This is a genomic window from bacterium (assembly GCA_036382775.1).
Lineage (GTDB): Bacteria > Hydrothermota > Tepidihabitantia > SM23-42 > JAOAFX01 > DASVHD01.
On sequence record DASVHD010000049.1, the window covers coordinates 61,848 to 78,503 of the forward strand.

General features: G+C 47.0%; 14 protein-coding genes. 2 read left to right on the plus strand and 12 right to left on the minus strand.

Annotation, left to right across the window (positions count from 1 at the left end; all coding sequences use genetic code 11):
* Positions 1 to 2: 2 nt before the first annotated feature.
* Positions 3 to 1,004, minus strand: a complete 1,002-nt coding sequence (locus VF399_12735; GenBank protein HEX7321207.1) for a M42 family metallopeptidase — start codon at positions 1,002 to 1,004, stop codon at positions 3 to 5.
* Positions 1,005 to 1,038: 34 nt separating this feature from the next.
* Positions 1,039 to 2,052: a M42 family metallopeptidase gene (locus tag VF399_12740; GenBank protein ID HEX7321208.1), complete on the minus strand. Its 1,014-nt coding sequence runs from the start codon at positions 2,050 to 2,052 to the stop codon at positions 1,039 to 1,041.
* 110 nt (positions 2,053 to 2,162) lie between these two features.
* On the opposite strand from VF399_12740, the gene VF399_12745 reads away from it, so the two are divergent.
* Together VF399_12745 and VF399_12750 are read left to right on the plus strand one after the other, a co-directional pair.
* On the plus strand, positions 2,163 to 3,311 hold the full coding sequence (locus tag VF399_12745; GenBank protein HEX7321209.1) for a T9SS type A sorting domain-containing protein: 1,149 nt from the start codon (positions 2,163 to 2,165) through the stop codon (positions 3,309 to 3,311).
* A gap of 97 nt (positions 3,312 to 3,408) precedes the next feature.
* Positions 3,409 to 5,055 (plus strand): NAD+ synthase, encoded by a 1,647-nt coding sequence (locus VF399_12750; protein HEX7321210.1) that lies wholly within the window; start codon positions 3,409 to 3,411, stop codon positions 5,053 to 5,055.
* 351 nt (positions 5,056 to 5,406) lie between these two features.
* Here the strand turns inward: VF399_12750 and VF399_12755 are convergent, their stop codons facing one another.
* The 10 genes from VF399_12755 to VF399_12800 form a co-directional block, all read right to left on the minus strand.
* A complete protein-coding gene (locus tag VF399_12755; GenBank protein ID HEX7321211.1) occupies positions 5,407 to 8,175 on the minus strand; it encodes a hypothetical protein in 2,769 nt (922 codons plus the stop codon).
* Between the two features lie 19 nt (positions 8,176 to 8,194).
* Complete coding sequence (locus VF399_12760) at positions 8,195 to 8,965, minus strand: formylglycine-generating enzyme family protein (GenBank protein ID HEX7321212.1); 771 nt, start codon at positions 8,963 to 8,965, stop codon at positions 8,195 to 8,197.
* Between the two features lie 193 nt (positions 8,966 to 9,158).
* Positions 9,159 to 10,082: a hypothetical protein gene (locus tag VF399_12765; protein ID HEX7321213.1), complete on the minus strand. Its 924-nt coding sequence runs from the start codon at positions 10,080 to 10,082 to the stop codon at positions 9,159 to 9,161.
* A 15-nt stretch (positions 10,083 to 10,097) separates the two neighbouring features.
* The gene (locus tag VF399_12770) at positions 10,098 to 10,616 is read right to left on the minus strand and encodes a Spy/CpxP family protein refolding chaperone (GenBank protein ID HEX7321214.1); all 519 of its coding nucleotides are present in this window, start codon (positions 10,614 to 10,616) and stop codon (positions 10,098 to 10,100) included.
* Entirely contained in the window at positions 10,613 to 11,092 is a 480-nt protein-coding gene (locus tag VF399_12775; GenBank protein ID HEX7321215.1) for an anti-sigma factor, read from the minus strand. Before VF399_12775 ends, VF399_12770 begins: the two co-directional genes overlap by 4 nt.
* 67 nt (positions 11,093 to 11,159) lie before the next feature.
* Positions 11,160 to 11,780: a sigma-70 family RNA polymerase sigma factor gene (locus VF399_12780; protein ID HEX7321216.1), complete on the minus strand. Its 621-nt coding sequence runs from the start codon at positions 11,778 to 11,780 to the stop codon at positions 11,160 to 11,162.
* Entirely contained in the window at positions 11,773 to 12,990 is a 1,218-nt protein-coding gene (locus VF399_12785; GenBank protein HEX7321217.1) for an ABC transporter permease, read from the minus strand. Before VF399_12785 ends, VF399_12780 begins: the two co-directional genes overlap by 8 nt.
* Before the next feature lie 4 nt (positions 12,991 to 12,994).
* Entirely contained in the window at positions 12,995 to 13,759 is a 765-nt protein-coding gene (locus tag VF399_12790) for an ABC transporter ATP-binding protein (GenBank protein ID HEX7321218.1), read from the minus strand.
* A 10-nt stretch (positions 13,760 to 13,769) separates the two neighbouring features.
* The gene (locus VF399_12795) at positions 13,770 to 15,059 is read right to left on the minus strand and encodes an efflux RND transporter periplasmic adaptor subunit (protein HEX7321219.1); all 1,290 of its coding nucleotides are present in this window, start codon (positions 15,057 to 15,059) and stop codon (positions 13,770 to 13,772) included.
* Between the two features lie 197 nt (positions 15,060 to 15,256).
* A complete protein-coding gene (locus tag VF399_12800; protein ID HEX7321220.1) occupies positions 15,257 to 16,498 on the minus strand; it encodes a TolC family protein in 1,242 nt (413 codons plus the stop codon).
* Positions 16,499 to 16,656: the final 158 nt, after the last annotated feature.

A 16,656-nucleotide genomic window follows, 5' to 3' on the forward strand; every position in this document is an offset into this window, starting at 1 on the left:
CTCTATTCAAGACCGGACTCGGCGACCGCGGTAATGAGTTTGATGGTCCAGTCCACATCTCCGAGATCGCATGTCTCGCACGTGGTGTGGACATATCTCGTGGGTATGCTGACGACACCGCTCACGACACCTTCTTTAATAAGCTGGATCACGGCCGCGTCCGTTGTCCCGCGGTTCAATACTTCGAGCTGGTAAGGGATCTTTAACCGGTCGGCGATACTGACCAGTTTGTCTTTGACAACAGGATGGGCGATGAACGAACTGTCCTTGACCTTGATAGCTGTCCCCTTGCCAAGGCCGACTTCCATTTTTTCGGCTTCCGGCGCGTCGCCCGTAAGGGTAACATCAACAGCGATCGCATACGCAGGCTCGATGGCGTAGGCGCCGGTCCGGGCGCCCCTGAGGCCGACTTCTTCCTGCACCGAGAAGACGAAATAGAGGTCGTTATCGTTTTTCTTGAGTCGCTTGAGCGTTTCAATAAGGCAGAAACATCCGACGCGGTCGTCCAGCGCTTTGCCGGTGAACCGATCGCCGATACGCGACGCAGAACGGTTAAATGCCGCGATATCGCCGATCCTGACGTTTTTCAGCGCGTCGTCCTTGTCGCGGGCGCCGATATCGATATACATGTTCTCAAGGAGCAACGGCTTGGTCTGATCCCGGCGGGGTTCCAGGCCGATCACACCTGTCAAGCCGCTTTCAAAGATCACGTGCTGATACGGGATGTGTTCCGGAAAAACACCGCCTACGCCGGTAAATCGCAAAAAGCCGTTTTTGTCGATATGCGTTACAATAACACCGATCTCGTCCATATGAGCGCAGAACATGATCTTCTTGCCACGCGCGCGGGCGGCTTTGGGTGATCTGCGGCATATGAGGTTGCCCATGGGGTCGGTTTTGATCTCCACACCCAAAGACCCAACCTCATTTTCTATGATCTGACGCACTTTGTCTTCGCGCCCTGACGGGCCGTATGCCGTGCAGAGAGTGTCCAGTAGGGTCATGTGCGCTCCTTTTTCTTGTTTTTTGTGCAAAGGGCTAACTCTTGACCGCGTATTCCTTCAGCATGTTCTCGACCGATAATGAAAGCAGCTTGATCCCGGTATCCACATCCTTTTTGGAGGCAATGGACATGGGTGAGTGGATATAACGCGCAGGCACCGCGACCACCGCACTGGGGACCCCTTCCTTGGTCAGGTGGATCGGCCCGGCGTCGGTACCGCCGATCATGGGTCGTTTTATCTGGTAGGGCAGGTTATGATCAGCGGCAGTTTTTTCAATCAGCCGTACCAGATTCCGGTCGCAGATGAGCGACGAATCGGTGATCGTCACGGCCGGTCCTTTGCCGAGCACCGGATACAACGGCACGTCCTTTTCTGACGGCCACTCGCCGGAGCTCGTCGTATCCACCGCGATCCCGAGATCCGGGGACACCCGGTACGCGGCGATCCGCGCGCCGCGCAGACCGGCTTCTTCCTGTACCGTGAAAGCGTAGTAAAGCGGCAGGTCTGTCTGCAGTATCATCTGCATCAGCATGTAGCATCCCAATCGGTTGTCAAAAGCCTTGCCGTATATGATATCGCCCTGTTCTCGGAACTCCGTATCAAATGTACCCAGCTCGCCGATCTCCACGATCTTTTGAGCGGTTTCTTTCGAATTCGCTCCGATATCGATGCTTAAAGTCTTTATTTCCTGTATTTTTTCCAAATCATCTTTTTTGCTGTGATGGATCGGCTTATTCCCGATAACGCCGGGAACTTTGTTCCTGCCGATGATCACCCTCTTACCCGGCACGACTTGCGGGCTCAGGCCGATGGTTTTGAATTTTAAAAGGCCGCTTTTTTCTATGCCCGTGATCATGAATCCTACCTCATCCATATGCGCAGCCAGCATAATGCGCGGCCGGGCAGGATCCCCTTTCCGGACGATCAGATTACCATAGTCGTCCTCGGTGATCTCCGAAACATGGCCGCTGATCGCATTTTTGATGTAATCACTGACCAGATGTTCGTCACCGCTGACGCCGGGAAGCTCGGATAGCTCCTTGAGCATGCTAATATTATATATATTAGCAAAAAAAAGTCAACATAAGGGGTGTTTCATACCTTGACCAGAGGCCTGAAAAGCGGTATATTGAATAAGACTAGAACATGGGAGGTATTATGCCAATATTGTTGCTGTGTTGTTGCCTATTCAATTATGTATACCAGGATGCAGACAGTTTGCTTGTATCTAACAACGACAGTCTGGTCATCTGCGGGGTTCACAACTACAATCTGAAAGTCCATTTAGTAAACGGCGGCCGGCTCAGAGTAAGGCCCGGCAGTGCCGTGAGCGCGGATACGCTCGGATGGTTAATGCTTCATGCAAATACTATTCATATTCATGATTCATCCATGATCTACGGGACCGGATTGGGCTTTCCTGGTGGAACTAACTCACATTCTGACGGCTGGGGACCGGGCGCCGGTCAATCAGGTACGAGCGGCGGAGGCGGAGGTGCCGGATATGGCGGAGTCGGCGGTGATGGCGGTGACACGAACCCCGGCATCGGCGGTCCATCATACGGTGACCCGATTGATACGATCATCGAGCGGGGGAGCGGCGGTGGTGCGGGCAGGCTCAGTCAGGTTGAAGGGTGGGGAGGCAACGGAGGCGCCAGGGTCTATCTGAAGGCGCGCCGGGTTATCATTGATTCATCAGGCATAATGGCAAACGGGGCGAATGGGGCGGATGCTTCAATGGAAGACGGCGGCGGCGGTTCTGGGGGAGGCATTCTGATAAGGACAGATACCCTGACTTCCCACCTGTCATCGCTTTACGCTGACGGCGGATACGGCGGCAGCGCGTCGTTCGGGGGCGGCGGCGGGGCCGGTGGTGGCCGCATCAAATTGCTATACAGCACCGTGCTTGACACCACAGACCTTGCAATGAGCGTTGATGGCGGCAGCGGCGGCACAGGCGGATACGGTGACGGCGAGAACGGCAGTTCGGGTTCGATCTATGTCGGCTCGGTCATCGCGGTCGAAGAAGTGTTGATCCCCGGTCCGCAGCGCAATGGAACCGGATCCCTGGCGACGAATCTCTGGCCAAATCCTACATCGGGTCTGATCTATCTAGAACCACGGGCAATCGGTCCCGGCACTGATCTTGTGATCTTTGACAGAACAGGCCGGATCGTTCCCATGAACAATATACAAAAGAGCTTGGCGGCAAGTCACGCCGTGCTTGACCTGTCCAAGCTAGAAAACGGCGTCTATTTTATCTGTTTAAATCAAAAGGTTTTTTATCCGGTTGTCCTGGCCAGGTGAAAAGCGTGACCGGTCAGGATCCGGATCATGTCCCAGAGTGGGACGCGGGAAGCCCGGCGCATATTGACAACTCATCAGTGATTACTATAATCTTTCTATGAAAGTGGCGCTGGCGCAACTGAACCCGGTGGTCGGCGACATCAAGGGCAACCTTGCCCGGCTTATCGAAACGATGAACAGGTACAAAAATGAAAGGTTAGATCTGGTCGTCTTCCCGGAACTGTTCCTAACGGGGTATCCGCCGCAGGACCTGCTCGAGCGCAGTTGGTTTGTAAGAACAGCGCAGGACGCGGTTGAAGAGGTCGTCAAGATATCGAATGGCTATCCGGAAACCGGCATCATTTTCGGCGCGCCGCAAATGACCGGTCAGGATACAGGACGGGGTTTGTATAATGCCGGCCTGCTTGTCTTCAGGGGTCATAAGATCGGAATGCACTGCAAGGTCCTCCTGCCCACATACGATGTTTTTGACGAAGCACGGTATTTTGATCCGGGACCGCCGGCTGATCCGATGCCATTCAAGAACGAAAAACTGGGGCTTTCAATATGCGAGGATGCGTGGAACAGCCCTGAGCTTTGGCCAAGGAGCATATATGCCCGCGATCCGGTCGCCGAGCTGGCCGGAAAGGGGGCGACCATGATGATTAACATTGCCGCGTCGCCTTTCTGCATGGGAAAAGAGGAAGTCCGGTACAAACTGATACGCGGTCATTGCCAGAAGCACCAAAAGCCCTTTGTGTTCGTCAACCAGATCGGCGGCAATGATGAGCTGGTCTTCGACGGCCGGTCCATGTGTCTGGACAGCAGCGGTGGCGTGATCACGATACTGCCGTCTTTTAAGGAGTCGGTCAGTGTGATCGATACTGCGCAGGCCGGTAACCCCAGGGGGTACGAGCCATGCGACCGTATCAGTTCGGTCTATGACGCACTGGTGCTGGGTCTTTCCGATTACATGAGAAAATGCGGTTTTCAAAAGGCGGTCATCGGGCTGTCCGGCGGCATTGACTCTGTACTTGTGGCGGTCATTGCCCGTGATGCGATCGGTGCATCCAATGTCCTGGGCGTGACCATGCCGGGACCATATTCAACCAAGGGGAGCATCGAGGATTCACGGAAGACCGCGAACAACCTGGGCATAAAATATGAGATCATACCGATAATGAGCGTTTTTGATTCATACCTCAAGACACTGCGGGAGCAGTTCGCGAATACGCCCATGGGTGTCGCCGAGGAAAATGTCCAGGCGCGTATCCGGGGTAATATTCTCATGGCAATATCGAACAAGTCCGGTCATCTGGTGCTTACGACCGGGAACAAAAGCGAGATCGCGGTCGGCTATTGCACGCTTTACGGCGATATGAGCGGCGGTCTGGCGGTCATATCGGATGTTCCCAAGACCATGGTCTACAGGCTGGCTCACCACGTGAACCGTCAGTCCCAGATCATACCGCAGGAGGTCATCGATAAGCCCCCTTCGGCAGAACTCCGCCCTAACCAGAAAGACCAGGACACTCTGCCGCCCTACGAGGTCCTGGACCCGATACTGCAGCATTATGTCGAAGAGGGAAAATCAGTGGATGAGATCGTCAAACTCGGGTATGACGCCAAAACCGTCGCCTGGGTGGTCCGGGCGGTCCATAAAAGCGAGTATAAAAGACTGCAGGCGGCGCCCGGACTTAAAGTAACATCGAAGGCTTTCGGTGCCGGCCGCCGGATGCCGGTCGCGGCAATGATCACAACGTAACTCTGTTTCATAATTTTTAAAGGAATAGTGCAGCGGTTTCCCGGCACGTCTCGAAATTTGTGTTGAGAGATAAACCGATTTCAATACTTTTTCAAACTCCCTAAAAATCATTGAAAATCGCATGGATGAAATCCAGTTCAGCGTTTGCACAATTCTGTCTATTACCGTGAATTCTGTCTATGGTAATGTATTTTGGTGAAAAGATGGCACAGATTTAGCACCAGGGTGAAAAATACCTGATTTTTCTGAATTTATGGGTTTGATATAGCGAAGTAGTAAACCGCCAAGCACATAATGGAAATATTCCAACGGCCATTGAATGGTAATACGATGATTAAGGACGACATGTCATTACCATTCTGAGCCAATAATAAAATGGAATTTCCAGTCATCAGTGAATTCCTGAAAATTATATGCCCGAGCAACATCAAATTGCCATATCATCGACAGAAAATCGAATCTTAACCCTGCTCCGATACCCATTTTAAGATCCTGTAGGTGAAACCCGCCGCTGGTATTGTATACTGCAAATGAGTCTGTGTACACTCCACCAAAATCAGCAAAAAGAGCACTCCGAATATTTCTGAACTCTAGTGGTAGGGGAAAGGCAATGTTTAAACGGTCAATAAAAGGAAATCGATACTCAAAATTGGCAAACGCCAATTTCGAACCACCGAAGGCATAGTTATCAAAACCCCGAAGTGAATACGAGCCACCAATTGACCAGTGCTCAACATCCGGGCCAAAACTGGTTACACCCACTAATCTCACGGCAAAACTCGCCCGTGGTGATAATCGGAAATATCTTCTGTAATCTAATACGCAGCTTCTAATTTTAAAATCACTCCATATAGTAGCGTAACCTTCAAGTCTCACCCGGTGCCCGTCACTCGGACCAGTTTGACCCCACTTCGCGTTATCCCAAACAAATGCTATGCTTGGATAAAAGAAGTTGTAATTATTTTCAATACAGACATCAGAAGAGTACCATGGGAAATAGTTTACCCACCGAGATTCATAGATCTTGAAAGCGTAGAGTCCTAATTCAGCTCTAAAGAATCGGTCAAATGGGTATTGCATGATCCCACCACATCCTACGTATTTCCAAACAAATAAATCATAGCCCTCACTGAAATAATTAAGATATTGAAACAACCCAAATCCAAAGTCCATTTTCTTTTTAAGATACCAGTAATTTAGGTGCATGTCAGAATTCAGCAGGTCTCCATAGAGATCAAACGCTATTTCGACGTGATGATTGCCCAGGATATCGCTTAAGCCAATTTCGCAAAGTCCTGAGACCCCTATTGATGAGTAATAAGAGGCGCCCAGTGAAAAATAATCAACGGTAAATTTTGGTGTATAATTTTTGACCATTTCATTATCCAATGCGGTTTTATCATAAGCAAATTCCCCTATCATGTCTTTCGGCGTTTCCCTTTCATCCATTTTTGTCAACGGTTCTTTGACCACACAGATGTCATAACCAAAATCGTTAAAGTAGGAAAAGGCGATTTTGGTGCCATCTGCTGAAATTGTCGGGTAGTAGATACCGGTAAGGATATCGGTTTTTTTAATGATCTTAAGACTGTCGTTTGAAAACCAGTAAAGATTATACGCACTATCATAATCAGCAACGAAAAATATACCACCCTCCGGATTAAAGAAGGGTGATGCCACGTAACTTGTTCTTGGAGTTAAACGTGAAATAATGCCATTAGCGCAAGTAAAGACAGCATAGTTGCCATAGTCATACTCTTCGGTGGAATCAGGACGATCAGAAACGAATGCCATCTTCTCGTCGGAAGAAAAACTCGGATATTTATCAGTGTAGACATCATCGGTTGTTTTCTTGACTGCACCGGATTTTATATCCAGAAGGTAAATATCTGAGTAGCCATCTTTCAATCCCGAGAAAACAATTTGCTCGCCGTCAGGGGAAAACTTCGGCAAATAGATTCCATCCAGGTTAAACTCCCATTTTTTTTGAAGGCTGCCATTTTGAGCGTTGAAAACATATAGAACATCCTTACCCTTTGATTTCGCCGAAAAGGTCAAATATTCATCGTCCGGAGACCAGGAAAGACCTCCTTGATAAAGATGCAGACCTTCATACCCAGAGGAATATTCAGCCCTTACCAGGTTTTTAAGCACCTTGCCATCAATACTCGATACAATTATAACTTCAGCAACCCCTGACCGGTCACTGATGAATGCAATCTTGTCGCCTTTGGAAGAAATCGCGGTCGACGTATTGTAAAGGGAATTAGTCTTCTTGTGGTCGTATACTATCCGCGCTAAGTTGTCAAAATTATCCTGCAGCTTTATCTTGGGGAAATATTTCATTTCATAATATCTGATCCACTGTTTGTTAAAATCATCGGCCGTTACGCCAAAAAGTTTAATGAAAACCGCGTCAAGATTCTCTTTTGTCTTGATAGCGTGCAGGAACTCGCCAACCTTTTCCGGACCGTACCTGTCATTAATGTATGCATAAAATGCCTGGCCCTCTTTGTATATAATATACCCATTATAGTCGCTTAACGCAGGAAGGGGTATCACCTCGTGGTTCATTATCAAATCGCGCATGAATATATCGGCTTCCATGTCCCACCCTACTGATGAAAATTCGGCATATCCTTCCATTGCCCACAGTGGAATCGAGTAGAAAAGATCGCCGGAGAGAATCGCCCCTAATTTCGACGGGAAGAAAATTTTAAACTGAAAAACATGGCTGAGTTCATGGACCAGAACATGCCGGAAGTCTTCGTAATCACCGGTAAATGGAATGACCATTCGGTTTTTCAGCGTTTCTGTAAAACCCCCGGTGGATTCTTCAATCAGTTCTAAGGTTACGTTTGTCTGGGAAAAATCGTTGGGACAATTATACAGAATTACGGGTATCCTGAATCCGACTTCAATACCGAGGTTCTCGGCAAGCATCGCATATCCGCCCTCGAGAACTTCTTCGGCAAATGCTGCGAGATCACTGCCACTTTGCGAGAAATATATGTCGAAATGCTCAGTGCTGAGGATCTGGTAGCTAAGATCCTTATACTGGACTTTGTTCTGTCCGAAGGTCTGAGCAAGTATAACAATACAGTATATGATATTTGGCATGTCAGACTCCTGGGCTATGCTATAGGGAGTACGCCACACGAAACCCATATATCGAGCGCTGGAAGTGCGGTACCGACCAGATCCGGAACGCCGAACGGCAGTTCCAGGACACCGCCTGCCACGACCCGCCCCGGAGAACATGGTAACCGCCGGTCAAGGGTCCGGTCGGATTACAATATTGACTGGATGAATAATAGCAGGAATCATACCGGTCTGCGCACCACTCCCAGGCATTGCCTGCCATATCATAACAACCGTAGGGAGAAACCCCGTCAATAAAATGACCAACCGGTATTGTGCTGTGACCGCCACCCATATCCATATAGCCGGGTTTTGATCTCAGCAGGCCGATGTCTGTTCCAAGCGCAGCGCATTTTGATGGAGACCATTCATTACCCCAGGGGTATTCACGTTCATTAGTACCTCTTGCTGCCTTCTCCCATTCTGCCTCGGTTGGCAACTGTAATCCTGCCCAGTCACAATAGGCTTTGGCGTCATTCCAGGAGATCATGACCACCGGATGTCTCTCCCGGCTTTTTGAATAGTAATAACGCCAATTTACATTGGTTTTAGATTCCCATTTGTAGCCGTTGTAAACAAATCCATATTCATTTTTTTCAGCATCGGTTTTATAGCCGGTTTCTATGATAAATTTCTCAAATTGCTCGTTTGTCACCTCGTATTTTGCGATGTAATATTCATCAAGATTCACCTTATGCTGCGGATGTTCGTCTTCTTCTCCATTACCTGGGCATGAACCCATCCAAAATTCACCAGCCGGTATTTTCACAAAGATCGTACTATCCTTCTCATATCGATATTCTTCATATCCTTTGGTGTTTTTTCTAAAGAAATTAAAGGAAGTAATAGAAAAACTTATATTTTCGACTTTTTCATCAATTGTTAATGAAGCTCTGGCGGGAAACAACACGAGAGTGCTGAGTAGTATAGTTATCATGCGAGCTCGCGATGACATGTAGGAATTATTCAGCAGTCGATGGCCGTGAAGCCAATTTTAAAACCGTCCAGACATTAAGGCGCTCGGGTTTAGCTCCACTAGGTGGTCCGCCACCAGGCACCCCGCCACCAGGCATACGACCCATGCCTCCTGGTGGCGGACCCGAACCTCCTTCAGCCGGCATTCCTTCCGGCTTTTCTCCTTCTGATTCTGTCCTTTTCTTTATTTTACTAATGTCAAACTCGGGCGTTTCGAACCCAATGCCAATTGCCTTAATTGTATCAGTGTCACTGGGATTAATCCCCACCGCAATTGAGTGACATTCGTCTTGAGTCAGCGGAATTCTCAATTCATAAATAAGATTGCCCTTCGACATCCCTACTGTGATATTCAGTCCTTGCGCCTCGGCGGTTCCGGTTGACATCCTGCGGATTTCCTCTTTACCTGGACCCAAAATTTCCAGTTTATTCATTGTCTCTCGCAGCATTTCTTCAAATTTTTTCGGATCGCCTTCCCTGCCTCCGGTCATAAGAGGCATATCCGAATCTTGTTTTCCAAGAGGAAAATGGATTCCGAATGTCTTGCCCTTACTACCGCGTGGATCAAACCATAATGTAAGGCCCATGCCCATCACCTGAGCTTGCACGCTGCGATCCCTTGAAGCGAGACGTACATATAGATATTCTTCATCATTAATCATCGTCACCGCAATTTTGGCTTTTGGAACATACATCGTGGCGATTCCCCAGTCCGAATCGATTTCACCAATGGCAATATCACAATCCCGCCATCGGCTGCTGAGTTCGATCGGCTGGGCGCATCCAGTCGCCAATAAGATTGAAAAAACTGCAGCCGATCGTATAACATGATAGATTCTTGCTGTCGCATGCGCTGATAATGGATAGCCATCAGCACCGGAGTGATAGTATCTATTTTGACTGTGCTTCATAATTTGAATTCTCCTTTATCTTATTTCGCCTTTACCCGGCCTCATTGCCCCGGGTGCCATCTTGGGAGACATCGGTCCTCTCTCGAAAAATGTAAATAGCCGTTTTCGTTGTTCCGGAGTAAGCACCTCGCTTATTTTCTTGAGGTGCGTCAGCATCTGTTTTTCCATTTCGATCTGCGCCGTGGTCAGCTTTTGAAACAGGGAATCGGCCTTAGTGGAATCGGTTTCAGATTCCATCCATAGGGTGACCAGTTCTTTCCTGGTTTTCAACATTTCCTGCATCGACAAAGACATTATCGGCTGCATCTCTTCCTGTATGATATTTAGTTTCTCAATTTGTTCATCAGTGAGGTTGAGTTCGTATCGCAAGGGGCTATGCCGCCAGTCTGGCATCGGACCCATCATATCCGGACCCGGACCGTGGCCTCTTCGAAAATTGTGTTCCTGCCATAGATTATAACCAAATGTAAAAATGACTCCCAGGTTTATGGCGACCGAAACAAGGAGTATGATAATTAAAAGTTTCTTGCTCATTGTTCCTCCCCGCTCACCAAATCAATGTAGGTTCTAGTCAAAGAACCTTCGGTGAGTCTGTCGAATGAAGAAATGCCCATGAGATTAGTCAATTCAGCTTGGGCTTTTGATGCATTTGTGATCTTTGTCTGACATATTGCTTTTCCCAAACTATGACCTAATACAAAAGAGAAAATAACCAGGACAGCAGCGGTAACCGGGATGACGGCATGCTTTATTGTCTCCCAAAGTGACCAGTAGACATGACGTCTTGGTTTTTCTTCAGCAATCCTCTGATTTAATCGGGCCATGAAATATGGGGAGACCTGTGCCTTTTCGATAAGACTGAGAGTGTCCGCAACTTGCGTTAGTTCAACCAGTTCCTGCTGGCACCGGTCACAAAACTCCAGATGTATCGAAATCTGCAGTTTTTCTTCTTCAGATACTTCACCATCCATGAACGCAGAAAGTCTTTTTCTTATCTTTGCGCATTTCATTTTCTTCTCCTACTTATTTTGACTGTGATATTTTCCAAAAACTTGCGATTCACCATACACCTGAATTCTAGCACAATAATGCATCCTTGCAGATGCGGGGTTTGATCTTACCATTTTCCTTAAGCGGAAGTAATTTCTTTTTTAAATTACCTTTAGCTCGAAAAATCAGGGATTCCACGGATGATAGGGATGTGCCCATGATTTGGGCTATTTCCTTGTATGGTTTTTCCTCAAACTTGGATAAAACAAGCGCCATTCTCTGTCTCTCTGGTAATTCATCAATTGCCTTTCTCACGATTTTTCGCTTGCTTTCAAGTTCAGCATTACGTTCATATTTGAGCGATTCCGGAGTTATTTCTTTTTGTATTATGTTATCAAGTGATTCAACTGGACGTTTGTTTTTGTGCCGGTGGTCCAGGCATTGATTTACTGCAATTCGGAAGAGCCAGGTCGAAAACTTAGATTTTCCCTTGAAACCCTTGGCATGGTGCCATACTTTCATAAAGACTTCCTGGGCAACCTCTTCTGCATCATCATAATTCCCCACGTACCGGTAGACTATATTAAAAACCGGCTGCTGGTATTTCTTTACCAATCGCTCAAAAGCATTTTCATCCCCTTGCATTACTTCTTTGACCGTTTGTGCATCTGTATCTTCATTGCGGTGAGTGTCGTTATTGTTATTCATACCTGAGGGCATCGATGGGATTGAGATTTGAAGCCTTTCGTGCAGGGTAGAAACCGAAGAATATACCGATTGCCGCGGCGAATGTAACCGCCATAAAAATGGTCAGGGGATAAATGACCGTGCTCATTTTGACAAATGTGTTTAGGATAAAGGTCAGACCAAAAGCGGCGAGCACCCCGATTAACCCTCCACTCAAACTGAGCACAACTGCCTCAACAAGAAATTGAGTCAAAATATCAAAACTGCGGGCGCCAACCGATAATCGTATGCCGATTTCTCGCGTGCGCTCCGTTACCGAGACCAACATGATATTCATTATTCCGATACCACCAACCAGCAACGATACCGCGGCAATTGCCCCTAACAGCAAGGTCAATGTCTTAAATATCGAGGATGCCATGGCCATTATTTCTGTCTGATTATTAATTGAAAAGTCATCATCTTCTCCTGGTCTTATTCGATGAGCCTGGCGAAGCAGTTGGCTGACCTCTTCTTCAGCCGCATCCATAAGTTTCGATGAAACCGCACTGACAAAGATCATGTTGATATAAGTCCCGCCTTTGAGCCGGTATAAAGCGGTTGTGGAAGGTACCAGTATCACATCATCCGCATCCATACCAAATGAGCTCTGTCCTTTCTGTTTTAACACCCCCATGACTGTAAACGGCGTGTTCTGAATGCGGATCTTTTCGCCGATCGGATCCTGTCCCGGAAAAAGTTCATCGGCGACCGTTTTTCCCAGGATGGCGACCTTTTTTCTTGCTTGAACATCTTTATCATTAAAGAATTCGCCACTCTCCAGATCCCAATCTTTGATCTCAAGATAGTCAGCGGAAACGCCATTGACTGAACTATTCCAGTTATTACCGCCGCCAATCACCTGAGCACTAATGTTAATCATTGGGGATACAGCTTTGACATATTGTGATCCTTTGGCAATCTTGTCAGCGTCGTCCAGCGTCAAGCGGTTTTGACTCCCGACTCCTCGACTAATGCCACCGGCCCGGCTTGTTCCGGGTCTGACCATGAGCAGGTTGGTACCGAGCGACGCGATTTCGTTGATTATTCTGCGCTGGGATCCCTGGCCTATTGCAACCATGACAATCACGGAACAGACACCAATGACAATGCCTAAGGATGTAAGCAGGCTTCTCATCCGGTTTCTCATTATGCTTCTTAAGGCGATCAGTTGCATATTTTTCCAGTTCATAGTCCTATGCTATCCCCGCGCGTATTTTCTCTTTTTCCTGCTGCAGATTTTGCAGGTTCGACAAAGCATTGCGTTGTTCCTGCACAACGGCATCTTGGAGCACAATGCCATCGCGTAAGGTAATGATTCTTTTTGCGTAAAGAGCGATATCCGGCTCATGCGTTATAACAACGATGGTGATTTTTTGTTCATTGAGTTCCTGAAATACCGACATCACATCGATTGATGTCAGGGAATCAAGATTTCCAGTGGGCTCATCGGCGAGTACAATTGACGGTTGATTCACAAGTGCCCGGGCGATTGCCACACGCTGTTGTTCACCACCGGAAAGCTGGTTAGATTTGTGGCCAATACGGTCCCCTAACCCGACCCGATCTAAAGCTTCGATAGCTCTCTTTCTTGGGTCTTTGACCCTACCCGTCCGGTCATAAAATAAGGGCAGTTCAACATTTTCCAGGGCCGATGTCCTGGGCAGCAGGTTAAAACCTTGAAAAACAAATCCAATTTTCTTGTTTCGTATGTCCGCATATTCATTGCGGGACAGGACGTTGGTGTTCATGCCTTCAAAGTAATAATTGCCCGAAGTCGGTTGGTCAAGACAGCCAATAATGTTCATCAATGTAGATTTGCCCGAACCCGAAGCGCCCATGATAGCAACAAACTCACTGCTCTTTATCGTTAAATTAACACCTTGCAGAGCCCTCACCATAATGCTACCCAGGTCGTAAGACTTGACTATTTTTTCCATCCTGATCACGGCAGTATCCATTGATACTCCTTTAAAAAATGGGCGGCGGTCCCGGCGCACGATTCTTTTGCTGCTGATTATTTGTTGTAGTACCCTTAGGTTTTCCTTGCTGCGCAATACCACTGATAAATTCCATGCTTTCCGTAATACCTCGCCCCTCAACGATTTCGGTATTCTTGCCATCGGTGGCACCCGTACGGACGGGCATCATGTTCAATGTATTCTTATGGTCAAAATACCATAACATTGCAGCATCCTCGGGCAGCTCTTCTTGAGATTGTGCGTCCATCCCAGGAAATCCGCCCTGCGGTAACCTGTTTTTCATCTCCTGCTTTATCGAATCGGGCGGTGGGCCAATTTTTTCCCGCATGTTCTTTCGAAAGTCAGCGAGCATTTTTTGAGTCGGTTGGAACTGAAGTGCCGCATTCGAAATGAGGAGCACGTGCTGTCTCTGCTCAACGATAAAATCCACCGTGGCCGTCATCCCCGGGAGCATCAATTCCTTATCATTTGCGGCATCCACCACAACGGTATAGTTGACCACATTTTGGATCGTCTCCGGTTGGAGTCTGATTTGCCTGACCGTGCCGTTAAATGTCTCATCCGGATACGCATCTACGGTAAATCGCACTGCTTGTCCTTTTTTGATTTGACCAATGTCACTTTCATCCACATAGGCATGTATTTCCATTTGAGAGAGGTCTTTGGTAATGACAAAGAGCGTGGGGGTTGAAAAACTTGCGGCCATAGTCTGACCCGGTTCAATATTCCGATTAATGATGGTTCCATCGATGGGTGAGCGAATGACCGCATATTTGAAATTTACGCGGGCGCGCTCATAATTTGCCTGGGCAGATAACAATGCCGCATGGGCAACTTCATAATCGGTTTTTGCCGTTTTGAAGTCAATCTCTGATATTAAATTGCTTTGGTAAAGTTCTTGCGCATCTTCATATTTTGTCAATGAAAGATCATGCTGAGCTTGTACTTTGAGGAGATTGGCTTCAGCATCACGGACCGAAGCGGCCAATGTCGTAGTATCCAGCACCGCCAAAACTTGCCCTTTACGGATTTTATCATTAAAATCCACATAAATTTTGTCGATCGTGCCCGAAACCTGGGTGCCAACCTCGACCGTGCCTTTTGCACTGAGTGTGCCGGTACTGGATATTGTATTTTCGATATCGCCCCGTTCGACCGGTGCGAAGGTGTATTGTAAAAAACTGTTTGAACGCCTCTTTATCGTCACGTAGAAAGCGATACTGATCACTAGTATGACGATGCCAATGATAATCCATGTTCTTCTTTTTATCTTCTTCATGTGTATCATCTTTTCTCCTTATCTAATTTTGACCCCGCAACGATATTCAGCGACCTCTTGTGCAATGACAACATTATAATATTCTGCTTTTAATTTTTCAGCCACTTCCAGAGCGGATTGAATTTCACAACAACATTCTAACTTAATCGGTGATTCTGAGAATCCTTGTTTAGAATAAATAATGTAGACAAACATTTTTAGTCCTTGTTTAACACTTTCTCGCCCAAGAGATATGATAGAGTAGCCCTTTGTACATGGAAATCACTTATCGCCGAGGCGAGTGCAACCGCGGTTGCATTTAGATTGTCCTCAGTCGTCAACAGCTCGAGAAATGAAACAAGACCAAGGGCATATTGCTGTCTGGCGATGGTTGCTGCTTCGGTAGCCGCGTCTAGGCCTTTGGACGCGTATTGCAGTCGATCATGAGCTTCGAGCAAGCCATAATAAGCGGTATGCAAAGATTTCTCACTTTCTAATATAATCCGCTTTTTTGAAAATTTTTGAAGCTGGAGCTCTTTCCGTGCATTGAGATTGTTAAAAATAAGTGACTTTATTTCGAGAATCGGGAAGGAGACACTGATCCCATAGTTTTTAATGGCATCGCCTCTCCACTGCTGGAAATCAAATACCAGTTCATCACTAGTATATGTGTAGCCATAAAATAGCGATACTTTCGGCACGAAGGCCAGATAAGATGATATTAAATCCAATTGTGCCACATGTTCTAACTCCTGAGCAATATGAATGCTGTTATTTACCTCCACAAGCACTGCCGCAAGCGAATCAATCGAAGGTAATTCAAAAGTAAGCGGCGGTGATAGAGTATCAATAGGATAGATGTAGTTGTCCGTGGCAAGAAGCGTTTTCAGTTCTTCCTGGGCAGTGATCTGAAGGGTTTTCGCCTTAGCCTGGTCCTGTAAAGCACTCAGGTAAGATACTTCTGCCTGCAGCGCGTCAAATTTCGATGCCGCACCGATTCTATATTTTGTCTCGATTAGTTGCTTGTTTTCGTCGACCCTTTTAATCGCGGTCTCTGATGATTTCAATAATCCATTAGTATAGATAAGGTTGTAATAGGCTTTCTCCACATCCAGAACCAGTCCTGAAATATCCGCTGCGTGTTGAATATTAGTACTCTTCAACTGGTGATGACTAACAAGGATCGAACTAATGATATCAAGGTCAAAAACCGGCTGCGTAAGTGTCAGCTTACCTGAATATAAGTTGGTCTCGGAACCATCGCTTTTAGAACTTGTGTAATCGGCGGTTGCGGATAGTGTCGGCAGAAGATTTGAAAACGCCTGATAGAATTGGATCCGTGATTTATCTAGAGCAATTTTCGATTCATAGTAAATCGGACTCTGAGATAAGGCAATATCAACGACCTGCGCTAAAGATAAAGAGTCGATTGCTAAAAATGACAGTAAAAATATCATCATTATTTCATAATAATTTCTGCTAATCTAATATCTATTAGACTGATATTATTGTTAAAAACTTGCTGTAATTTGTTTCATATCATTTAGTTAGACGCTAGAACTACCGAATAGGTTTTAACGCAGGTGTTGGGCAATATTGTTCTGTTTCAGCGACCATT